Genomic DNA, 21,794 nt, shown 5'->3' with positions numbered 1-21,794 from the left:
GGGTCCCGCCGCTGTAGGAGACGGGAAATGTCAGCCTGCGTCCCCGCCCACGCCGATTCGGCCCGGACCGAGCACATCCACCCACCCCACAGTCCGCCGCCCGGCGGACCCCGGCGCTTCCGCCTCGCGGGCGCCGACGTATCCGCCTCGATCGCGGTCTTCCTGATCGCCCTGCCCCTCTCCCTGGGCATCGCCCTCGCCACCGGCGCCCCCCTCCAGGCCGGCCTCGTCGCCGCCGCGGTGGGCGGCATCGTCGTCGGACGGCTCGGCGGCTGCCCCCTCCAGGTGAGCGGACCCGCCGCCGGCCTCACCGTGGTCACCGCCGACCTCATCCAGCAGTACGGCTGGCGCACGACCTGCGCCATCACCGTGCTCGCCGGGATCGCCCAACTGGGCCTCGGCTGCCTGCGCGTGGCCCGCTCCGCGCTCGCCGTCAGCCCCGCCATCGTGCACGGCATGCTCGCCGGCATCGGCGTCACCATCGCCGTCGCCCAGCTGCACATCGTCCTCGGCGGCACCCCGCAGAGCTCCGTGCCGGACAACCTGCTGGCGTTGCCGGCCCAGTTGGCGAACCTGCGCCCGGCCGACGTGGCCGCGAGCGTGCTGACCCTGACCCTGCTGCTGCTCTGGCCGCGTGTCCCCGGCCGGGTCGGTCGCGTGCTGGGCAAGCTCCCCGCCGCCCTCATCGCCGTCGCCGGGGCCACCGCGGTCGCGGCCCTCGCCGGACTGCGCCTGCCCAAAGTGGACCTGCCCTCCTGGAGCAGCCACGCCCTGGCGGCGCTGCCCGACGGGCCGGTGCTCGGCCTCGTCGCCGCCGTACTCACCACCACGCTGGTGTGCAGCGTGCAGTCGCTGCTCGGCGCGGTCGCCGTGGACAAGCTGGTCTCCGCCCGGCCGGGCCTGACCGGCCGGGTCAAGCGGTCCGACCTCGACCGGGAACTGCTCGGCCAGGGCGCGGGCAACATCGTCTCCGGCGCCCTCGGCGGACTGCCCATCGCCGGTGTGGCCGTGCGCAGCACCGCCAACGTGTCCGCCGGTGCCGTCAGCCGGAACTCCACGATGCTGCACGGCCTTCTCGTGCTGGTCGCCACCCTGCTGCTGGTCCCGGCCCTGGAGCTGATCCCGCTCGCCTCGCTCGCCGCCCTGGTCATGGCCGTCGGCCTGAAGATGGTCTCGCTGAACCACATCCGCACGGTGACCCGCCACCGCGAGGTGCTCGTCTACGCCGTCACCACCGGCGGCGTGGTGTTCTTCGGCGTCCTGGAGGGCGTCGCGCTGGGCATCGCCGTGGCCGTCGGTGTCGCCCTGCACCGCCTGACCCGCACCCGGATCACCCACGAGGAGACGGGAGGGGTCCACCACGTCCACGTGAGGGGCCAGTTGACCTTCCTCGCGGTGCCGCGCCTCAGCCGGGTCCTGCACCAGGTGCCCCCGGGTGCGGACACCGTCGTGGAGCTGGACGGGTCGTTCATGGACCACGCGGCGTACGAGACGCTGCAGGACTGGCAGAAGACCCACACCACACAAGGGGGCCGGGTCGACGTCACCGGGCGCCGCCCCGGCACCCGTATCTCCGAGCCGGCCGACACGGAGGGCTGCCGCTGCCGTCCCTGGACCCCCTGGCGCAACCACCAGTGCGAGCCCGCGCAGCCGACGCCCCCGCCCGCCGGCGACCGGCGGGACGGGCCCGGTGCGGACGCGGCCACGGCGACCGGGCCCGGCGATCCGGGCACACCGGGCGGACCGGAGGGGCCGGGCGGACCCGGCGGACCGGGCCGCTTCGGCAAGGCGACCGGCACGGGTGCCATGGGCACCCCCGGCGGACCCAGCGGACGGGAACTGGCGCGCGGCATCAGCGCCTTCCAGCGCAACACCGCCCCCTTGGTCCGCGGCGAGCTGGCCCGGCTGGCCCGTGAGGGGCAACAGCCCTCCCAGCTCTTCCTCACCTGCGCCGACTCGCGCGTGGTCACCTCGATGATCACCTCCAGCGGCCCCGGCGACCTCTTCGTCGTGCGCAACGTGGGCAACCTCGTCCCGCTGCCCGGCGAGGAGAGCGGCGACGACTCGGTGGCCGCCGCCATCGAGTACGCCGTGGACGTGCTGAAGGTGCGGTCCATCACCGTGTGCGGGCACTCCGGGTGCGGTGCCATGCAGGCGCTGCTCAGCGCCGAGCCCGGCGGCGCCCAGACGCCACTGAAGCGGTGGCTGCGGCACGGGCTGCCGAGCCTGGAACGCCTGCTCCGTGACCCGGCGGACCCGTCCGCCGACGCCGGGGGCCGGCCCCTGCTGGCCGGACGCCCGCCCGCCGACGCCGCCGAGCGGCTCTGCCTGGCCAACGTGGTCCAGCAACTGGAGCACCTGCGCGCCCACGACGCGGTCGCCCGCGCCCTGCGGGCCGGGGACCTGGAGCTGCACGGCATGTACTTCCACGTGGGCGAGGCCCAGGCGTACCTGCTCTCCCCCGACACGGGCGACGCCGGGGACGGCGTGTTCGAGCTGGTCCTGGAGACCGACCTGACCGCCTGAGCGGCACAGGGGCCGAGGCGCGGGGATGTGAGCGTCGTTACAGACGCTGAACCCCGCGCCGTCGGCGTCCGTGGGTACTGATGACCACTGGCCACCAGGACGGCTGACCGCCACATAGGTCTAAACCAGTTGCCCGTCGACCCTTGTCATCGCCCCCCCGGGTCTGATGAGCTGTGGCCTGGGACACAACGGACAACCCTGAGAATGGGAGATGTCGTGAGCAACGAATCCTTGGCCAACCTGCTCAAGGAAGAGCGCAGGTTCGCGCCCCCCGCCGACCTGGCCGCGAACGCCAACGTCACGGCGGAGGCGTACGAAAGGGCCAAGGCCGACCGGCTCGGCTTCTGGGCCGAGCAGGCCCGCCGGCTGACCTGGGCCGAGGAGCCGACCGAGACCCTCGACTGGTCGAACCCCCCGTTCGCCAAGTGGTTCAAGGACGGCAAGCTCAACGTCGCCTACAACTGCGTCGACCGCCATGTGGAGGCCGGCAACGGCGACCGCGTCGCCATCCACTTCGAGGGCGAGCCCGGCGACAGCCGCTCCCTCACCTACGCCCAGCTCAAGGACGAGGTCTCCAAGGCCGCCAACGCCCTGCTGGAGCTGGGCGTGCAGAAGGGCGACCGGGTCGCCGTCTACATGCCGATGATCCCGGAGACGGCGATCGCGATGCTGGCCTGCGCCCGGATCGGCGCGGCCCACTCGGTGGTCTTCGGCGGCTTCTCCTCCGACGCGCTCGCGACCCGCATCCAGGACGCCGACGCCAAGGTCGTCATCACCTCCGACGGCGGCTACCGGCGCGGCAAGCCGTCCGCCCTCAAGCCCGCCGTCGACGAGGCGGTCGAGCGCGCCGGCACCGTGGAGCACGTCCTCGTCGTCCGCCGCACCGGCCAGGAGGTGGCCTGGGACGACTCCCGCGACAAGTGGTGGCACGAGACCGTCGACCGGCAGTCCGCCGAGCACACGCCGGAGGCGTTCGACGCCGAGCACCCGCTGTTCATCCTGTACACGTCCGGCACGACGGGCAAGCCCAAGGGCATCCTGCACACCTCCGGCGGCTACCTCACGCAGACCGCCTACACGCACTGGGCCGTCTTCGACCTCAAGCCGGAGACCGACGTCTACTGGTGCACCGCCGACGTCGGCTGGGTCACCGGCCACTCCTACATCGTCTACGGCCCGCTCGCCAACGGCGCGACGCAGGTCATGTACGAGGGCACCCCGGACACCCCGCACCAGGGCCGCTTCTGGGAGATCGTGCAGAAGTACAAGGTCTCCATCCTCTACACCGCGCCCACCGCGATCCGGACGTTCATGAAGTGGGGCGACGACATCCCCGCCAAGTTCGACCTGTCCTCGCTGCGGGTCCTCGGGTCGGTCGGCGAGCCGATCAACCCCGAGGCGTGGATCTGGTACCGCAAGAACATCGGCGCGGACGCCACCCCGGTCGTCGACACCTGGTGGCAGACCGAGACCGGCGCGATGATGATCACGCCGCTGCCGGGCGTCACCCACGCCAAGCCGGGCTCCGCCCAGCGCCCGCTGCCCGGCATCTCCGCCACCGTGGTGGACGACGAGGCCAACGAGGTGCCCGACGGCGGGGGCGGCTACCTGGTCCTCACCGAGCCGTGGCCGTCGATGCTGCGCACCATCTGGGGCGACGACCAGCGCTTCATCGACACGTACTGGTCGCGTTTCGAGGGCAAGTACTTCGCCGGCGACGGCGCCAAGAAGGACCAGGACGGCGACATCTGGCTGCTGGGCCGCGTCGACGACGTGATGCTGGTCTCCGGCCACAACATCTCCACCACCGAGGTCGAGTCGGCCCTCGTCTCGCACCCGTCGGTCGCCGAGGCGGCCGTGGTCGGCGCGGCGGACGAGACGACCGGGCAGGCCATCGTGGCCTTCGTGATCCTGCGCGGTGCGGCGGCGGAGTCCGAGGACCTCGTCACCGAGCTGCGCAACCACGTCGGTGCCACGCTCGGCCCGATCGCCAAGCCCAAGCGGATCCTGCCGGTGGCCGAGCTGCCCAAGACCCGCTCCGGCAAGATCATGCGCCGCCTGCTGCGCGACGTGGCGGAGAACCGGCAGGTCGGCGACGTCACGACGCTGGCGGACTCCACGGTCATGGACCTCATCCAGTCCAAGCTCCCCGCGGCACCCAGCGAGGACTGAGACGCCCACACGAAGGGCACCCGGTGCGAGACCCGCCGGGTGCCCTTTTCGTGCGCTACCGCCAGTTACGTACCGTCACGAAGGTCACTCGGCAGCACCACGGCAGTTTAGGTAGGCTAAGGAAAGCGTAAAAGAGTCAACAAGATCCTCATGGTGTGCCGGGAAGTCTGGTCGGCAAGCGTTCCGTGCTGCCCATCCACCGGAGGACTCCCCTCGTGACCGCGCCCCGCACCCCCCGCAAAGTCTTCGGACGGCTCTCGCTCCCCGAGCGGAACTACGTCGCCGAAGCGCTGCGCACCGAGACCGTCGGCGGCGTGCTGCTGCTCCTCGCCGCGATCGCCGCACTGGCGTGGGCGAACATACCGGCGTTCGGCGACAGCTACGAGAGCGTCAGCCACTTCCACTTCGGCCCCGAGGCCCTCGGACTGAACCTGTCGGTCGCGCACTGGGCCGCCGACGGCCTGCTCGCGATCTTCTTCTTCGTCGCCGGCATCGAGCTGAAGCGCGAACTGGTCGCCGGGGACCTGAAGGACCCCAAGGCCGCCGCGCTCCCGGTCGTGGCGGCCCTGTGCGGCATGGCCGTACCGGCGCTCGTGTACACGGTCACCAACACCGCCGGCGGCGGTTCCCTGGCCGGCTGGGCGGTACCCACCGCCACCGACATCGCCTTCGCGCTCGCCGTGCTCGCCGTCATCGGCACCTCCCTGCCGAGCGCCCTGCGCGCCTTCCTGCTGACGCTCGCCGTCGTCGACGACCTCTTCGCGATCCTGATCATCGCGGTCTTCTTCACCGACAGCCTGAACTTCGCCGCGCTCGGCGGCGCCGTCGTCGGCCTCGTCGTCTTCTGGCTGCTGCTGCGCCAGGGGGTGCGCGGCTGGTACGTGTACGTCCCGCTCGGCCTCGTGATCTGGGGGCTGATGTACAACAGCGGCGTCCACGCCACCATCGCCGGTGTCGCGATGGGCCTGATGCTGCGCTGCCACACCCGTGAGGGTGAGGAGCACTCCCCGGGCCAGCACATCGAACACCTCGTCCGCCCCTTGTCGGCGGGCCTGGCCGTGCCCCTGTTCGCGCTGTTCAGCGCGGGTGTGTCGATCTCCGGCGGGGCGCTGGCCGACGTGTTCACCAAGCCGGAGACCCTGGGCGTGGTCCTCGGGCTCGTCGTCGGCAAGACGTTCGGCATCTTCGGCGGCACCTGGCTGACCGCGCGCTTCACCCGGGCCTCGCTCAGCGACGACCTGGAGTGGGCCGACGTGTTCGCGGTGGCGACGCTGGCCGGCATCGGCTTCACCGTGTCGCTGCTCATCGGGGAGCTGGCCTTCGAGGGTGACGCCGCGATGACCGACGAGGTCAAGGCCGCCGTCCTGACCGGCTCGGTCGTCGCGGCGCTGCTGGCCACCGTGCTGCTGAAGATCCGGAACGCCAAGTACCGCAAGCTGACCGAGGCCGAGGAGCGCGACGAGGACCTCAGCGGCGTACCGGACGTCTACGAGGAGGACGACCCCGCGTACCACCTGCGGGTGGCCGCGATCTACGAGAAGAAGGCCGCCGAGCACCGCCGGATCGCCGAGGAGATGGAGGCGGCGTGGCTTGCCGAAGTGCCGGGCGGGGCAGGCGACGAGGGCGACGGTCCGGCATGATCTGACGAGACGGTACAAAAGACGGACCGTACGCCGTCGTCCCGCAGCAGACAGGCGGGCACCCGACAGCCACGGAACCGTACGCAGATCAGCCAGCAGAAGAGGGAGAGACGCGATGAGCGCACCCGACGGCAGCCCGGTCGGCACCGAACGCAGCATCGGCCAGCTGTTCGCCTCGGCGACCACCGAATTGTCGGCGCTCGTGCACGACGAGATCGCCCTGGCCAAGGCGCAGCTGAGGCAGGACGTCAAGCGCGGGGCGACGAGCGGCGGCGCGTTCTCGCTGGCGGGCCTGCTGCTGGTGTTCTCGCTGCCGATGCTGAGCTTCGCGCTCGCCTACGGCATCCGGACCTGGAGCGGCTGGAACATGGCCGTCTGCTTCCTGCTGTCCTTCGCGGCGAACGTCCTGGTCGCGGGCGTGCTCGCGCTGATCGGCGTCGTCTTCGCCAAGAAGGCCAAGAAGGGCAAGGGCCCGCAGAAGGTCGCCGCCTCGGTGAAGCAGTCGGCGGGCGTGCTGCAGAACGCCAAGCCGCACCCGCGTCCCGAGCTGCCCGCGGACCGGTCCCCCGAAGCCATCGAGGCTGTGGCACGCTCGTCCTCATGACGGATCCCGCCACCCCGATGGGGCAACCCCCGTCGGCGCAGAACCCCGCCTCGGTCGTACGCCTCGGCATCCCCGGCGGACGCGAGGTGACCCACCGGGACGTCGCGGCCAACGGCGCCCGCTTCCACATCGCGGAGCTGGGCGACGGGCCGCTGGTGCTGCTGCTGCACGGCTTCCCGCAGTTCTGGTGGACCTGGCGGCACCAGCTGACGGCGCTCGCGGACGCCGGTTTCCGCGCCGTCGCCATGGACCTGCGCGGTGTCGGCGGCAGCGACCGCACCCCGCGCGGCTACGACCCGGCCGGTCTCGCCCTCGACGTCACCGGAGTGATCCGCTCGCTCGGCGAGCCGGACGCCGCGCTGGTCGGCCACGACCTCGGCGGCTACCTGGCCTGGACGGCCGCCGCGATGCGGCCCAAGCTCGTACGCCGGCTCGCGGTCTCCTCGATGCCGCACCCGAGGCGCTGGCGCTCGGCCATGCTCGGGGACGTCCGCCAGAGCAGGGCGGGCTCCTACATCTGGGGCTTCCAGCGCCCCTGGATCCCGGAGCGCCAACTGACGGCCGACGACGGCGCGCTGGTCGGCCGGCTGCTCGACGACTGGTCCGGCCCCCGGCAGCTCGACGAGGAGGCGGTGACGGCCTACCGCCGTGCCATGTGCATCCCCTCCACGGCGCACTGCTCCGTCGAGCCGTACCGCTGGCTGGTGCGCTCGCTCGCCCGTCCGGACGGCATCCAGTTCTACCGCCGCATGAAACGGCCGGTGCGGGTGCCGACGCTGCACCTGCACGGCTCGCTGGACCCGGTGCTGCGCACCCGGAGCGCGGCCGGTTCCGGGCAGTACGTCGAAGCGCCCTACCGCTGGCGGCTGTTCGACGGGCTGGGACACTTCCCGCACGAAGAGGACCCGGTCACTTTTTCCACCGAACTGATCAATTGGCTGAAAGACCCCGAACCCGACCGGTGACCGAGTGAGCGCGCCCGGTATCCGAACCCGAACACTTGTCATATGAACGGCCACTTGCCCGGCGCATAGGCCAATTGGACGCCCTCGGAACGGTTATCGACCTTGGGGCGGGGGCACACGTCGGGGTATGGGCTGGACGCACGACTACAGTGACGTAGCACGCGACGGCCGCTCCACGAGCGGCGTGAGCAGCACCCACCGGCGAGGAGGCACCCCGCAACTCGCGGCGGCCGACCTCCGGGTGGGCATTCCGCACATCCTGCGCCGCCGGGCCCGCTGGGTCTCCGTACGCCTGCGCCATCCACGCGGCGAGGGCTGACCCCGCCCGAGGAGCGCGACACCCACGACCTCCGCACGGGCCCTTCCACGACAGGGCCTAGAGCGCGCAGCTGTCGCTGTCCACCTGCTGGGCGGCGGTGCGGCCCTCGGCGATGTCCTCCCGGATCTCGTCCGCGGTGAGCGCGTAACCGGTCTGGGCGTCGTCCAGGGACTTGGCGAAGACCACCCCGTAGACCTCGCCCTCCGGCGTCAGGAGCGGTCCGCCGGAGTTGCCCTGACGGACGGTCGCGTACAGCGAGTACACGTCGCGGCCGACGGTGTCGCGGTGGTAGATGTCCGGGCCGTTGGCCGTGATGCGCCCCCGCACGCGCGCGGCGCGGACGTCGTACGCCCCGTTCTCCGGGAAGCCGGCCACGATCGCGTCGTCGTCGCGGGCCGCGTCGTCCTCGCTGAACCGCAGCGCGGGCGCCTCCAGTTCCGGCACGTCCAGTACGGCGATGTCGCGCCGCCAGTCGTAGAGGACGACCGTGGCGTCGTACTTCCTGCCCTCGCCGCCGATCTGCACCGTCGGCTCGTCGACGCCGCCCACCACATGGGCGTTGGTCATGACGCGGCGCTCGGCGAAGACGAAGCCGGTGCCCTCCAGGACCTTGCCGCAGTCCGGGGCGGTGCCCATGACCTTGACGATGGAGCGCTTGGCGCGGGTGGCGACCGGGCTGTTCACCAGCGCCGGGTCGGGCGGCTGGACCTCGGTGATCGGCTCGTTGGCGAACGGGCTGAAGACCTGCGGGAAGCCGTTGCGCGCGAGGACGGAGGTGAAGTCGTCGAACCAGGTGTCGGCCTTCCTCGGCAGCACCTCCTGCACGCCCAGCAGCACCTGGGACTGCCGGACCTCCTTGCCTATGGTCGGCATGGTCGTCTGGGCGAGGGCGGAGCCGATCAGCCAGGCGACCAGCAGCATCGCCACCACGTTGACCAGCGCGCCGCCGGTGGCGTCCAGGGCGCGGGCCGGGGACCAGGTGATGTAGCGGCGCAGCTTGTTGCCCAGGTGCGTGGTCAGGGCCTGGCCGACGGAGGCGCAGACGATGACGACGACGACCGCGACGACGGCGGCGGTCGTGCTCACCTCCGCGTTGTCCGTCAGGGCGTCCCAGATCACCGGCAGCAGATAGACGGCGACGAGACCGCCGCCGAGGAAGCCGATCACGGACAGGATGCCGACGACGAAGCCTGGCGGAAGCCGACGATCGCGAACCAGACGGCGGCCAGCAGCAAGAGGATGTCCAGCACGTTCACCGATTCAGGCCCCGCCTCGTCGTCCTACGCTCACACCGGTCACCCTGTCATGACCGCCAGTCCAGCGGGACCTGCTTGTCCCTGTCCCAGGGCCGCTCCCAGCCCGCGAAGTGCAGCAACCGGTCGATGATGCCGGCCGTGAAGCCCCATACGAGCGCCGATTCGACCAGGAATGCCGGGCCTTTGTGGCCGCTGGGGTGGAGGGTGGTGACCCGGTTGGCGGGGTCCGTGAGATCGGCCACGGGGACGGTGAAGACCCGCGCCGTCTCGTTGGGATCGACCACGCCCACGGGGGTGGGCTCGCGCCACCAGGCGAGGACCGGGGTGACGACGAACCCGCTGACCGGGATGTAGAGCTTGGGCAGGACGCCGAAGAGCTGCACGCCCGACGGGTCGAGGCCGGTCTCCTCCTCGGCCTCGCGCAGCGCGGCCCGCAGCGGCCCCTCGCCCTGCGGGTCGCCGTCCTCCGGATCGAGGGCTCCGCCGGGGAAGGCGGGCTGCCCGGCGTGCGAGCGCAGGGTGCCGGCCCGCTCCATCAGCAGCAGCTCCGGGCCCCGCCCGGCCTCGCCCTCCCCGAACAGGATCAGCACGGCGGACTGGCGTCCGGCGCCGTCCGCCGGGGGCAGGAAACGGCTCAGCTGGGTGGGCCGCACCGTCGCGACGGCCCGCACCACCGGGTCCAGCCAGTCGGGCAGGCCCTCCGTGCTCAGCAGCGCGCCGCGCGTGTCTCCCTGCGTGTCGCTCGCCCTCGTCATCGCCACCCCCGTCCTGCCGTTTCCAACGCCCTGCGCCCCCGGGATCGTTCCGTCATCCGGCCCCCAGCGGCGGCGCCGGCTTCCCGCCGGCGTCCAGGTAGGCCCGCGGCGGATTCAGCCGCTGGCCCGGGAAGCCGCCCTTCTCGTACTTCAGGAGCTTCTTCGCCTTCTCGGGGTCCGTCTCGCCCTCGCCGTACGCCGGGCAGAGCGGGGCGATGGGGCAGGCGCCGCAGGCGGGCTTGCGGGCGTGGCAGATCCGGCGGCCGTGCCAGATCACGTGGTGGGAGAGGTCGGTCCAGTCGCTCTTGGGGAAGAGCGCGCCGACGGCGGCCTCGATCTTGTCCGGGTCGGTCTCCGCGGTCCACTGCCAGCGGCGCACCAGGCGCTGGAAGTGCGTGTCCACGGTGATGCCGGGGCGGCCGAAGGCGTTGCCCAGCACGACGAAGGCGGTCTTGCGGCCCACCCCGGGCAGCTTGACGAGGTCTTCCAGGCGGCCGGGGACCTCACCGCCGAAGTCCTCCACCAGCGCCTTGGACAGCCCTATGACCGACTTGGTCTTGGCCCGGAAGAAGCCGGTGGGGCGCAGGATCTCCTCGACCTCCTCGGGGACGGCCGCGGCCAGGTCCTCGGGGGTCGGGTACTTCGCGAAGAGCGCGGGCGTCGTCTGGTTGACGCGCAGGTCGGTGGTCTGGGCGGAGAGCACGGTGGCCACCACCAGCTGGAACGGGTTCTCGAAGTCCAGCTCCGGGTGGGCGTACGGGTAGACCTCGGCCAGCTCGCGGTTGATGCGCCGGGCGCGGCGGACCAGCGCGGTGCGGGACTCCTCGCGCACCGGCTTCGCGGCGACCGTCTTCGCCGGGCCGACGCCCTTGACGGCGGCGGCGGCCTTCCCGGGGACCACGGCGGGCTTCTTGGCGGGCGCCTGCTTCTTGACGGCCGCCTGCTTCTTCACGCTCTTCTCGGCGGACTTCTTCACGGCACCCTTCTTCGCGGTCACCCTCTTGGCAGGTGCCGCCCCTTTTGTCGCTTTCGCCGTTTTCCTACCGCCATCGGGGCCCTGTTCGCCCACAGCGGAATCGCGACGTACACCCACCCGCGCAGCCCCCTCGGCCTGTGCTCTCACCGGCGATTTGGACACCCGGCCAGCCTACGACCCGGCACCGACATCCGCCCCGGACCCCGAAGATCGGCGCCCAATTGGACCCCTGCCGCGTACCCCGGGACACCAGTGCGGCATCCTTGTGACAGATCACACTGTTTGGACTGTCCGGCAAAATGGGCACCACGGACCCCTGGTACACCGGGGGAACAAGATCCTCTGAGCCGGTCGACAAGGAGAGAACTCGTGGACGACGTTCTGCGGCGCAACCCGCTCTTCGCGGCGCTCGACGACGAGCAATCCGCGGAGCTCCGCGCCTCCATGAGTGAGGTGACCCTCGCCCGGGGCGACTCGCTGTTCCACGAGGGCGACCCCGGAGACCGCCTCTACGTGGTCACGGAAGGCAAGGTCAAGCTCCACCGCACGTCCCCCGACGGCCGCGAGAACATGCTGGCCGTGGTCGGCCCCAGCGAGCTGATCGGCGAGCTGTCGCTCTTCGACCCGGGCCCGCGCACCGCGACCGCCACCGCGCTGACCGAGGTCAAGTTGCTCGCCCTCGGCCACGGTGACCTCCAGCCCTGGCTGAACGTCCGGCCCGAGGTGGCCACCGCCCTGCTGCGCGCCGTCGCGCGCCGCCTGCGCAAGACCAACGACGCCATGTCGGACCTGGTCTTCTCGGACGTCCCCGGCCGTGTCGCCCGCGCCCTGCTGGACCTCTCGCGCCGCTTCGGCGTGCAGTCCGAGGAGGGCATCCACGTCGTGCACGACCTCACGCAGGAGGAGCTGGCCCAGCTGGTCGGCGCGTCCCGCGAGACGGTCAACAAGGCGCTGGCGGACTTCGCCCAGCGCGGCTGGCTCCGCCTGGAGGCCCGTGCGGTGATCCTCCTGGACGTGGAGCGGCTCGCCAAGCGCTCCCGCTGAGCGCGAGCACCCGGCCCCTGCGCGGGCAGCCGTCCAGCCGTCCCCACTCGGGCGACCGTCCCTACTCGGGCAGCCGTCCCTACTCGGGCAGCCGTCCCTACTCGGGCAGCTGTCCCTGCTCGGGCAGCTGGACGATGCCGTGCTCGCCCAGGTAGTCCAGCTGCGCCCGCACCGACAGCTCCGCCGCGGGCCACAGTGAGCGGTCGACGTCCGCGTACACGTGGGCGACGACCTCCTCGGGCGTCCGACAGCCGTCCTCCACCGCCGTCTCGACCTGGGCGAGGCGGTGGGCGCGATGGGCGAGGTAGAACTCGACGGCGCCCTGCGCGTCGTCCAGGACCGGCCCGTGCCCCGGAAGCACCGTGTGGACCCCGTCGTCGGTCGTGAGCGACCTGAGCCTGCGCAGGGAGTCCAGGTAGTCGCCGAGCCGCCCGTCGGGATGGGCCACCACCGTCGTGCCGCGCCCCAGTACGGTGTCGCCGGTCAGGACCGCCCGGTCGGCAGGGATGTGGAAGCACAGGGAGTCGGCCGTGTGCCCGGGGGTCGGTACGACCCTCAGTTCCAGGCCGCCCACCCCGACCACGTCACCGGCGCCCAGACCCTCGTCGCCCAGCCGCAGCGCCGGGTCCAGGGCCCGCACGTTCGTCCGCGTCAGCTCGGCGAAGCGCGCGGCGCCCTCCGCGTGGTCCGGGTGACCGTGCGTCAGCAGGGTCAGGGCGACGCGCTTGCCCGCCCGCTCGGCCGTGTCGATCACGCGCCGGAGGTGGGTCTCGTCCAACGGGCCCGGGTCCACCACCACGGCCAGGTCGGAGTCGGGCTCGGCGAGGATCCAGGTGTTCGTGCCGTCCAGGGTCATCGCGGAGGCGTTGGGCGCCAGGACGTTCACCGCGCGCGCGGTGGCGGGCCCCGACAGGACACCGCCCCTCGGCCGGCCCGGCAGTGCTGCTGCGTCCGTCATGCGGGGGCTCCCGGGGTCGGGTCGGAGGGTGTCGCCGGCGACACCGGTGCCGTGTGCGGCGCTGTGCTCGGTGTCGCGTTCGAGGCGGTGTGCGGGACGTGCTTGGTGAACTCGTCGTGCCCCGGCCAGGAGAGCACAATCTCCTCGCCGTCCAGCCGCGCCCGCGCCAGGACCGGCGTCATGTCGCGGCCCGGGGCCGAGGCGAGCGCCCCGGCCGCCGTGGCGCACTCCGCCAGGCCGCGCAGGGTCGCGATGGTCGGCGGCATCATCAGCAGCTCGCCCCGGTCGTACCCGGCCGCCGCGTCGGCCGGGGTGATCCAGACGGTGCGGTCGGCCTCCGTGGAGGCGTTGCGGGTGCGCTGGCCCTCGGGCAGGGCGGCCACGAAGAACCACGTGTCGTAGCGGCGGGACTCGAACTCCGGGGTGATCCACCGGGCCCAGGCGCCCAGCAGGTCGGAGCGCAGGACGAGGCCCCGGCGGTCCAGGAATTCCGCGAAGGACAGCTCACGGGCGACCAGGGCGGCCCGGTCCGCCTCCCAGTCGGCGCCGGTCGTGTCGCCGACCACCGAGTCGCCGGTCGGGCCGGCCAGCAGCACGCCGGCCTCCTCGAAGGTCTCCCGCACGGCCGCGCAGACGATCGCCTGGGCGCCCGCCTCGTCGACGCCGAGCCGGTCCGCCCACCACGCGCGCGCGGGGCCCGCCCAGCCGATGTCACGGTCGTCGTCGCGCGGGTCGACACCGCCGCCCGGATAGGCGTACGCGCCCCCGGCGAACGCCATGGAGGTGCGGCGGCGCAGCATGTGGACGGCCGGACCGGTGGCGGTGTCCTTCAGGAGCATCACCGTGGCCGCGCGCTTGGGGGCGACCGGCGTGAGGGTGCCGGCCGCCAGCGCGCGGATGCGGTCCGGCCACTCCGGTGGATACCACTGGCCGTTCGCCTGCTCGTTCGCCTGACCGTTCGCCATGGGCGGAGGCTATCCGGTGACGGGCGGATGTTCGAGTGGTCCCCGGGGCGGGGCGGGCGTCAGCCGGGAAGGCCGACCAGCCACTCGGTGAGCAGCCGGTTCGTCTCCTCGGGCCGCTCCTGCTGGAGCCAGTGGCCGCAGCCGTCGAGGAGGTGCGAGGCGGACAGGCCGGGGAGGGTGTCGGGGTACGCCTCGATCGCGTCGGAGAGCCAGGTGGTGGAGGCGTCCATGCCGCCGCCCAGGAAGAGGGACGGCTGGGTGATCGGGGCGCCCCGGTGAGCGGCCAGGTCGGCCCAGTCGCGGTCCATGTTGCGGTAGCGGTTGAGGGCGCCGGTCAGACCGGTGCGCTCGAACTCCCCCGCGTACACGTCCAGCTCCTCCTCGCTCAGCCAGGAGGGCAGCCGCCCGTGGGCCGGGAACCGGTCGCGCAGCGTGCCGCCGGGGGCGACGAAGTGCGGGTCGGGCGCCTCGGGGCCGGGCATCGTGTCGGCGGACAGGGCGGAGTAGAAACCGGCGAGCCAGCCGCGTACGTCCGGCTCGATCTCCGCCTCGGCCCGGCCGGGCTCCTGGAAGTAGGAGACGTAGAACTCCTGCCCGGCGAACGGCCCGGCGGGGTCGCTCATCCCGGCGAAGACCTCGCTCGGCCGCGGACCGCCCGGCGGGGTGTACGGCACGCTGAGCAGGCCCACCGCGCGGAACACGTCGGGCCGCAGCAGCGCGGAGTGCGCGGCGACGGTCGCGCCCCAGTCGTGGCCGACGACCACCGCGGACCGCTCCCCCAGGGCCTCGACCACGGCGACGTTGTCCGCCACCAGGTCGAGCATCCGGTACGCCTCGACCGCCTGCGGCCGGGAGGAACGCCCGTAGCCGCGTACGTCGACGGCGACCGCGCGGTATCCGGCGGCGGCGAGCGCGGGGAGCTGGCGGCGCCAGGAGTACCAGGACTCCGGGAAGCCGTGGACGAGCAGGACGAGCGGCCCGCTGCCCTGTTCCACCAGGTGGATCCGGCCGGCCGGGGACGGCACCAGACGGTGGACGGGACGGTGACGGTCGGTCGCGGACGTCTGCGGCATGGTTCCTCCTGGCGCGTGCGGTCGGTCGGCGCCGGGCGGGGACGGGACCCGCGTCGGGCCGGTCCCGGCACCGCCCGGCACCGGCACCGATCCTGCGGCGCCGCGCGCGGGGAAGGCGAGGTTTGTTGCCGGGCCGGCAAAGCGCCGACGACCGCGCCGGTGCGCCGTACCGAGGGACGGCCCGCAGCCGCAGCCCCGGGCCCTGCGCCCTGCGCCTCCGGCAGCCCACCGATCACCGACGCGGTGGTGCCCTACGCCTCGGTCAGCTCGACCTGGACCTCGACCTCGACCGGCGCGTCCAGCGGCAGGACCGCCACGCCGACCGCGCTGCGGGCGTGGACGCCCTTGTCGCCCAGGACCTCGCCGAGCAGCTCGCTGGCGCCGTTGATCACGCCGGGCTGGCCGGTGAAGTCGCTCGCGGAGGCGACGAAGCCGACGACCTTCACGACACGCGCGACGCGGTCCAGGTCGCCGGCGACGGACTTGACGGCGGCCAGGGCGTTCAGCGCGCAGGTGCGGGCCAGCTCCTTGGCCTCCTCCGGCGTGACCTCGCCGCCCACCTTGCCGGTGACCGCGAGCTTGCCGTCGATCATCGGGAGCTGGCCGGAGGTGTAGACGTACGGCCCGGACCGCACGGCCGGCTGGTAGGCGGCCAGCGGCGGGACCACCTCGGGCAGCGTCAGACCCAGCTCGGCCAGCTTGGCCTCGACGGCGCTCACGCCTGCTTCTCCCGCTTCAGGTAGGCCACGAGCTGCTCGGGGTTGTTCGGCCCGGGCACGACCTGGACGAGCTCCCAGCCGTCCTCGCCCCAGGTGTCCAGAATCTGCTTCGTGGCATGGACGAGCAGCGGCACGGTTGCGTATTCCCACTTGGTCATGTGGCCGACTCTAGCCGTTGCCCGGCCGCCCTCCGGCACCGCTGCGGCGGCCGGCCGGCGCCCCGGAGGACGTCGATCCGCACGAGATCCGTACGACGTTGTCCACAGCCTCCGGCGTACTCGGCGCGCGGACTGGTTACGCTCGAATACGTGAGCAGGCTCCAGGTCGTCAGTGGCAAGGGCGGAACCGGCAAGACCACGGTGGCCGCGGCCCTCGCGCTGGCCCTGGCCACCGAGGGGAAGCGCGCGCTTCTCGTCGAGGTCGAGGGTCGCCAGGGCATCGCGCAGCTCTTCGAAACGGAGGCGCTGCCTTACGAGGAGCGGAAGATCGCCGTCGCTCCCGGGGGCGGGGAGGTGTACGCCCTCGCCATCGACCCCGAACTGGCCCTGCTGGACTACCTCCAGATGTTCTACAAGCTGGGCAGCGCCGGCCGGGCCCTGAAGAAGCTCGGCGCCATCGACTTCGCGACCACCATCGCGCCCGGGGTCCGGGACGTCCTGCTGACCGGCAAGGCGTGCGAGGCGGTGCGGCGCAAGGACAGGAGCGGACGCTTCGTCTACGACTACGTCGTCATGGACGCCCCGCCCACCGGACGCATCACCCGCTTCCTCAACGTCAACGACGAGGTGGCCGGGCTCGCGAAGGTGGGCCCGATACACAATCAGGCGCAGGCGGTGATGCGGGTGCTGAAGTCGCGGGAGACCGCCGTGCACCTGGTGACGCTGCTGGAGGAGATGCCGGTCCAGGAGACCGCGGACGGCATCGCCGAGCTGCGGGCGGCGCAGCTCCCGGTGGGGCGGGTCATCGTCAACATGGTCCGGCCGGCGGTGCTGGACGCCGCCGACCTGGACCTCGTACGCGACACACCGCGGGCGGCACTGGCCCGTTCCCTGTCCGGTGCCGGGCTCGGCGGGGCGCGGCGCGGCGGGCACGCCGAGCGGCTGGTGGACCCGCTGCTGGCGCAGGCCGAGGAGTACGCCGAGCGGTACGCGCTGGAGGAGGAGCAGCGGGCCGTCCTGACCGATCTCGGCCTGCCGCTGCACGAACTGCCGTTGCTCGCCGAGGGCATGGACCTGGCGGGCCTGTACGAACTGGCCACCGAGCTGCGGAAGCAGGGGATCGCATGAGCCCGAGCCCGGACCCGGCCGCGCGCCACCAGGAGGGCGCGCGGCATCTGTCCCCCGCGCGGGTGCTCGACGTCGACCCGCTGCTGGAGGATCCGAAGACCCGCATCGTGGTGTGCTGCGGCTCCGGCGGGGTCGGCAAGACGACCACGGCGGCGGCCCTGGGCCTGCGCGCGGCCGAGCGCGGTCGCAAGGTGGTCGTCCTCACCATCGACCCGGCCCGGCGGCTCGCCCAGTCGATGGGCATCGACTCGCTGGACAACACCCCGCGCCGGGTCAAGGGCGTCGACGACTCGGCGGGCGGCGAGCTGCACGCCATGATGCTCGACATGAAGCGCACCTTCGACGAGATCGTCGAGGCGCACGCGGATCCCGACCGGGCGGCGGCGATCCTGGGCAACCCCTTCTACCAGTCGCTCTCGGCGGGCTTCGCGGGCACGCAGGAGTACATGGCGATGGAGAAGCTGGGGCAGCTGCGGGCCCGGGACGACTGGGACCTCATCGTCGTGGACACCCCGCCGTCCCGTTCGGCGCTGGACTTCCTGGACGCCCCCAAGCGTCTCGGTTCCTTCCTGGACGGCAAGCTGATCCGCGTCCTGCTGGCCCCGGCGAAGGTCGGCGGGCGCGCCGGCATGAAGTTCCTGAACGTCGGGATGTCGATGATGACCGGCGTCCTGGGGAAGGTGCTGGGCGGGCAGTTCCTGAAGGACGTGCAGACCTTCGTGGCCGCGATGGACTCGATGTTCGGCGGCTTCCGCACCCGCGCGGACGCCACGTACAAGCTGCTCCAGGCGCCCGGGACGGCGTTCCTGGTGGTCGCGGCCCCGGAGCGGGACGCCCTGCGCGAGGCCGCGTACTTCGTGGAGCGGCTGGCCGCCGAGGACATGCCGCTCGCGGGTCTGGTGCTCAACCGGGTCCACGGCAGCGGCGCCGACCGGCTGTCGGCCGAGCGGGCGCTCGCCGCCGCGGAAAATCTTGAGGATCCCCGCATTGTGGATCAGGACGACGGGAAAGCTGGACTTCGTAACTCCCCCGACACACAAGACAGTTCAGGCTCTCCCGAGTCCGCTCCCGAGGAACCCGAGGCTTCCCGGCCCACCGAGACGTCCCAGCGCACCGAGGCTCCCGGCACCGCGGAGGACACGCCGGAGCGGTCCGCCGACCGGCTCGCCGCGGGTCTGCTGCGGCTGCACGCGGAGCGCATGCACCTGCTCGCCCGCGAGCAGCGCACGCGGGACCGCTTCACCGCGCGTCATCCCGAGGTGGCGGTCACCGAAGTGGCCGCGCTCCCCGGCGACGTGCACGACCTCGCGGGGCTACGGGACATCGGGGCCCGTCTCGCGGCGGGCCGTCCGGAGCTGCCCGAGCCGGGCGCCTGATCCGAGCGCCCGAGCCGAGGGCCTGAGCCGGCCTGGGCACCCGCGGCCGAGGGGGCGTCCTGCCCCGCTCAGCCCACGGCCGCGTAGTTCTCGTAGACCTCTTCGTCGTCGAGGGGCACGATGCCGGCCCCTCGCTCGTACTCCGTCCGCGCCGTCTCCAGGAGCCGGCGCCAGGAGGTCACGGTGGGCCGCCGGCGCAGCAGTGCGCGGCGCTCCCTCTCCGTCATGCCTCCCCACACGCCGAACTCCACGCGGTTGTCGAGCGCGTCGGCCAGGCACTCGGTCCGCACCGGACATCCGGTGCACACCGCCTTGGCCCTGTTCTGCGCTGCTCCTTGAACGAACAGTTCGTCCGGATCGGTAGTGCGGCAGGCGGCCTGCGCACTCCAGTCGGTTACCCAGCCCATACCGGCGCCGTCCTCTCCCGAATCGAGGCTCCCCCACGGCGGCAGCGGCATATTCACCGCCGCCAGTTGAGGACGTTACGGAAGGTGGGCACAGCGCAACACCCCCTTCGGGCCCAATCTTGAATGGCCCGAACGGACTATGGGTAAGCGGCAGATCACCCGGGGGAGTGAGCTGGCGACATGCGTGATTATCCCGGCATACGGGTCATTCTTGCTGCGTCACAACGGACACCGATTGACACACGAGGCGGATTCGGACACGCACCCCCCACGCCGTGACGCACGCCGGTACACACCAACGCGCCCCCCAGCGGGGCCCCTCGGAAGAAAGTCGAGCGGATCCGGAACGATTCGGGGTCGCCGGACGTATTGATACGTGGCCTCACTGCTGTGACAGTTGAGTGCAGCTTAGGCCAAGGCATATACGCGTGTCCGGCGAATGAGAACGTAGGCTGCCTCCATGCCAAAGAAGCGCTCGGGCGGTGGTCTGTCTCCCACGCAGCAGGCCGCCAAGTTCCTCGGTGTCAGTGTCCTCGCGGGAGCCGTGCTGGCCGGCATCGCGTTGCCCGCGGTGGGCGCGCTGGGGCTGGCGGCCAAGGGGTCGGTGGAGAGCTTCGACGCCCTCCCGGCCAACCTGAAGACTCCCCCGCTCAGCCAGCGCACCTCCATCCTCGACGCCGAGGGCGGCACGATCGCCACGGTGTACTCGCGCGACCGCACGGTGGTCCCCCTCAAGGAGATCTCGCCGTACATGCAGAAGGCGATCGTCGCGATCGAGGATTCCCGCTTCTACGAGCACGGCGCGGTCGACCTGAAGGGCGTCCTGCGCGCGCTCAACAAGAACGCGCGCAGCGGCGAGGTGTCCGAGGGCGCGTCCACGCTCACGCAGCAGTACGTGAAGAACGTCTTCGTGGAGGAGGCCGGCGACGACCCGACGAAGGTCGCCCAGGCCACCCAGCAGACCATCGGCCGCAAGATCCGCGAGCTGAAGCTGGCGATCCAGGTCGAGGAGGAGCTGGGCAAGAAGAAGATCCTCGAGAACTACCTGAACATCACGTTCTTCGGCCAGCAGGCGTACGGCGTCGAGGCCGCCTCCCAGCGCTACTTCTCGAAGTCCGCCAAGGACCTCAACGTGCAGGAGGCCGCGCTCCTGGCCGGCATCGTCCAGTCGCCCAGCCGGTACGACCCGGTCAACGACGAGGCCGAGGCCACCAAGCGGCGCAACGTCGTCCTGGAGCGCATGGCCCAGGTCGGCGACATCTCCCAGGCGGAGGCCGACAAGGCGCAGGCCGCGCCGCTCGGGCTGAAGGTCAGCCGTCCCAAGAACGGCTGCATCACGGCCGTCAAGGGCGCCGGCTTCTTCTGCGACTACGTGCGCGAGGTCTTCCTGAGCGACCCGGTCTTCGGCAAGACCAAGGAGGACCGGGCCAAGATCTGGAACCAGGGCGGCCTGACGATCCGCACCACCCTCGACCCGCAGGCCCAGGAGTCGGCGCAGCAGTCGATCAAGGACCACGTCTACACGAGCGACGACGTGGCGACCGCGGCCACCATCGTCGAGCCCGGCACCGGGAAGATCGTGGCGATGGGCCAGTCGCGCCCCTACGGCGTCGACATCAAGCAGGGCGAGACGACGCTCAACCTGTCGGTCAACAACGACATGGGCGGAGGCGCCGGCTACCAGCCCGGCTCGACCTTCAAGCCGATCGTGGCCGCCGCCGCGCTCGAGGGCGGCATGCCCGCGACGAAGTCGTACTCCTCGCCGTACGAGATGGAGTACCCGAGCCCGGTCGCGGCCTGCGGCGGCAAGAACTGGGTGAACAACGAGGGCGCGAAGCTCGCCAACGAGAACGAGACCGAGGTCGGCCCGTACGACATGAAGGAGGCGACCGCCCTCTCGGTCAACACCTACTACGTGCAGCTGATCAGCGACATCGGCATCTGCCCGGTGACGCAGATGGCGGACAAGATGGGCGTCGAGCGCGCCAACGGCAACAAGCTGGAGCAGACCCCGTCCATCGCCCTCGGCGTCACCGAGGTCTCCCCGCTGACCATGGCGAGCGCCTACGCGGCCTTCGCCTCGCGCGGCATGTACTGCACGCCGATCGCCATCGAGTCGATCAGCCAGCGGATCGGCAACAAGAGCAAGTCGCTCGAGGTCCCGAAGTCCACCTGCTCGCGGGCCATGTCCGAGACCACGGCCGACACCATCAACACGCTCCTGCGGGGCGTCGTCGAGGACGGCACGGGTACCCAGGCCGGCCTGGACAGCCGGGACAGCGCGGGCAAGACCGGTACGACCGACGAGCGCTACGCGGCATGGTTCGTGGGCTACACGCCGAACCTGGCGGGCGCCGTGTGGGTCGGTGACCCGAAGCACGAGCGGAAGATGGTCAACATCACCATCGGCGGCGTCCCGCACGACAAGGTCTTCGGTGGCGCGGTCCCCGGCCCGATCTGGCGGGACATGATGTCGGGCGCCCTGGAGGGCAAGCCCGCCGACGACTTCAACCTCGTCGACATCCCGGACGCGGCCGACAAGGACAAGGGCCGGGACCGGGACAACGGCCGGGGGAACGACGGCGGCGGCCGGGACGACGGGGGCAACGGCGACGACGCCGGCGGCGTCATCGGCGGCCTGATCGACGGCGGCACGGGCAACGGCGGCAACGACGGCGGCTGGGGCAACTTCATCCAGGGCCAGGGCAACGGCGGGAACGGGCCCGGCGGACGGCGCGACTGAGGTCGTACGC

General features: G+C 72.0%; 18 protein-coding genes and 1 pseudogene. 10 read left to right on the top strand and 9 right to left on the bottom strand.

Going from position 1 to position 21,794, the window contains the following annotated elements:
• Positions 1 to 27: 27 nt before the first annotated feature.
• The 6 genes from ACFZP7_RS19040 (at position 28) to ACFZP7_RS19015 (ending at position 8,226) form a co-directional block, all read left to right on the top strand.
• Positions 28 to 2,526, top strand: a complete 2,499-nt coding sequence (locus tag ACFZP7_RS19040) for a SulP family inorganic anion transporter (RefSeq protein WP_385634925.1) — start codon at positions 28 to 30, stop codon at positions 2,524 to 2,526.
• Positions 2,527 to 2,742: 216 nt separating this feature from the next.
• Positions 2,743 to 4,698, top strand: a complete 1,956-nt coding sequence (acs, locus tag ACFZP7_RS19035) for an acetate--CoA ligase (RefSeq protein ID WP_029394316.1) — start codon at positions 2,743 to 2,745, stop codon at positions 4,696 to 4,698.
• 215 nt (positions 4,699 to 4,913) lie between these two features.
• The gene (nhaA, locus tag ACFZP7_RS19030; protein ID WP_385634923.1) at positions 4,914 to 6,338 is read left to right on the top strand and encodes a Na+/H+ antiporter NhaA; all 1,425 of its coding nucleotides are present in this window, start codon (positions 4,914 to 4,916) and stop codon (positions 6,336 to 6,338) included.
• 115 nt (positions 6,339 to 6,453) lie between these two features.
• On the top strand, positions 6,454 to 6,942 hold the full coding sequence (locus ACFZP7_RS19025; RefSeq protein ID WP_019329818.1) for a phage holin family protein: 489 nt from the start codon (positions 6,454 to 6,456) through the stop codon (positions 6,940 to 6,942).
• Entirely contained in the window at positions 6,939 to 7,907 is a 969-nt protein-coding gene (locus ACFZP7_RS19020) for an alpha/beta fold hydrolase (RefSeq protein WP_030972953.1), read from the top strand. The genes ACFZP7_RS19025 and ACFZP7_RS19020 overlap by 4 nt, the downstream gene beginning before the upstream one ends.
• Positions 7,908 to 8,034: 127 nt before the next feature.
• A complete protein-coding gene (locus tag ACFZP7_RS19015) occupies positions 8,035 to 8,226 on the top strand; it encodes a hypothetical protein (protein WP_078495154.1) in 192 nt (63 codons plus the stop codon).
• A gap of 57 nt (positions 8,227 to 8,283) precedes the next feature.
• Here ACFZP7_RS19015 and ACFZP7_RS19010 read toward each other — a convergent pair.
• The 3 genes and pseudogenes from ACFZP7_RS19010 to nth form a co-directional block, all read right to left on the bottom strand.
• Positions 8,284 to 9,482, bottom strand: a pseudogene (locus ACFZP7_RS19010) (MarP family serine protease).
• Between the two features lie 47 nt (positions 9,483 to 9,529).
• On the bottom strand, positions 9,530 to 10,237 hold the full coding sequence (locus ACFZP7_RS19005; RefSeq protein ID WP_125537959.1) for a CoA pyrophosphatase: 708 nt from the start codon (positions 10,235 to 10,237) through the stop codon (positions 9,530 to 9,532).
• Positions 10,238 to 10,289: 52 nt separating this feature from the next.
• The gene (gene nth, locus ACFZP7_RS19000) at positions 10,290 to 11,213 is read right to left on the bottom strand and encodes an endonuclease III (RefSeq protein WP_373303515.1); all 924 of its coding nucleotides are present in this window, start codon (positions 11,211 to 11,213) and stop codon (positions 10,290 to 10,292) included.
• Positions 11,214 to 11,582: 369 nt separating this feature from the next.
• Here nth and ACFZP7_RS18995 point away from each other — a divergent pair, with 369 nt between their 5' ends.
• A complete protein-coding gene (locus ACFZP7_RS18995) occupies positions 11,583 to 12,257 on the top strand; it encodes a Crp/Fnr family transcriptional regulator (RefSeq protein ID WP_019329813.1) in 675 nt (224 codons plus the stop codon).
• A 97-nt stretch (positions 12,258 to 12,354) separates the two neighbouring features.
• Here ACFZP7_RS18995 and ACFZP7_RS18990 read toward each other — a convergent pair whose 3' ends face one another.
• The 5 genes from ACFZP7_RS18990 to ACFZP7_RS18970 form a co-directional block, all read right to left on the bottom strand.
• On the bottom strand, positions 12,355 to 13,215 hold the full coding sequence (locus ACFZP7_RS18990; protein WP_210903954.1) for an MBL fold metallo-hydrolase: 861 nt from the start codon (positions 13,213 to 13,215) through the stop codon (positions 12,355 to 12,357).
• Positions 13,212 to 14,180: an NUDIX hydrolase gene (locus ACFZP7_RS18985; protein ID WP_385634921.1), complete on the bottom strand. Its 969-nt coding sequence runs from the start codon at positions 14,178 to 14,180 to the stop codon at positions 13,212 to 13,214. Before ACFZP7_RS18985 ends, ACFZP7_RS18990 begins: the two co-directional genes overlap by 4 nt.
• Before the next feature lie 59 nt (positions 14,181 to 14,239).
• On the bottom strand, positions 14,240 to 15,253 hold the full coding sequence (locus ACFZP7_RS18980) for an alpha/beta fold hydrolase (protein WP_385634920.1): 1,014 nt from the start codon (positions 15,251 to 15,253) through the stop codon (positions 14,240 to 14,242).
• A gap of 251 nt (positions 15,254 to 15,504) precedes the next feature.
• Positions 15,505 to 15,972, bottom strand: a complete 468-nt coding sequence (locus ACFZP7_RS18975; RefSeq protein ID WP_019329809.1) for a RidA family protein — start codon at positions 15,970 to 15,972, stop codon at positions 15,505 to 15,507.
• On the bottom strand, positions 15,969 to 16,130 hold the full coding sequence (locus ACFZP7_RS18970) for a DUF4177 domain-containing protein (protein WP_003975360.1): 162 nt from the start codon (positions 16,128 to 16,130) through the stop codon (positions 15,969 to 15,971). The genes ACFZP7_RS18975 and ACFZP7_RS18970 overlap by 4 nt, the downstream gene beginning before the upstream one ends.
• Positions 16,131 to 16,280: 150 nt before the next feature.
• On the opposite strand from ACFZP7_RS18970, the gene ACFZP7_RS18965 reads away from it, so the two are divergent.
• Together ACFZP7_RS18965 and ACFZP7_RS18960 are read left to right on the top strand one after the other, a co-directional pair.
• Positions 16,281 to 17,258 (top strand): ArsA-related P-loop ATPase, encoded by a 978-nt coding sequence (locus tag ACFZP7_RS18965; RefSeq protein ID WP_385634918.1) that lies wholly within the window; start codon positions 16,281 to 16,283, stop codon positions 17,256 to 17,258.
• Complete coding sequence (locus ACFZP7_RS18960) at positions 17,255 to 18,634, top strand: ArsA family ATPase (RefSeq protein ID WP_046249372.1); 1,380 nt, start codon at positions 17,255 to 17,257, stop codon at positions 18,632 to 18,634. Before ACFZP7_RS18965 ends, ACFZP7_RS18960 begins: the two co-directional genes overlap by 4 nt.
• Positions 18,635 to 18,702: 68 nt before the next feature.
• Here ACFZP7_RS18960 and wblA read toward each other — a convergent pair whose 3' ends face one another.
• On the bottom strand, positions 18,703 to 19,041 hold the full coding sequence (gene wblA, locus ACFZP7_RS18955; protein WP_019329806.1) for a transcriptional regulator WblA: 339 nt from the start codon (positions 19,039 to 19,041) through the stop codon (positions 18,703 to 18,705).
• Positions 19,042 to 19,501: 460 nt separating this feature from the next.
• Between wblA and ACFZP7_RS18950 the strand changes: the two genes are divergently transcribed.
• The gene (locus tag ACFZP7_RS18950; RefSeq protein ID WP_086876052.1) at positions 19,502 to 21,784 is read left to right on the top strand and encodes a transglycosylase domain-containing protein; all 2,283 of its coding nucleotides are present in this window, start codon (positions 19,502 to 19,504) and stop codon (positions 21,782 to 21,784) included.
• The last annotated feature ends 10 nt before the right edge of the window (positions 21,785 to 21,794 follow it).

The sequence above is a fragment of the Streptomyces sp. SudanB5_2050 genome, from assembly GCF_964272335.1.
GTDB lineage: Bacteria > Actinomycetota > Actinomycetes > Streptomycetales > Streptomycetaceae > Streptomyces > Streptomyces rochei.
Note: the sequence above shows the minus strand (reverse complement) of the source record. Positions and strands in the feature narration are given on the sequence as shown.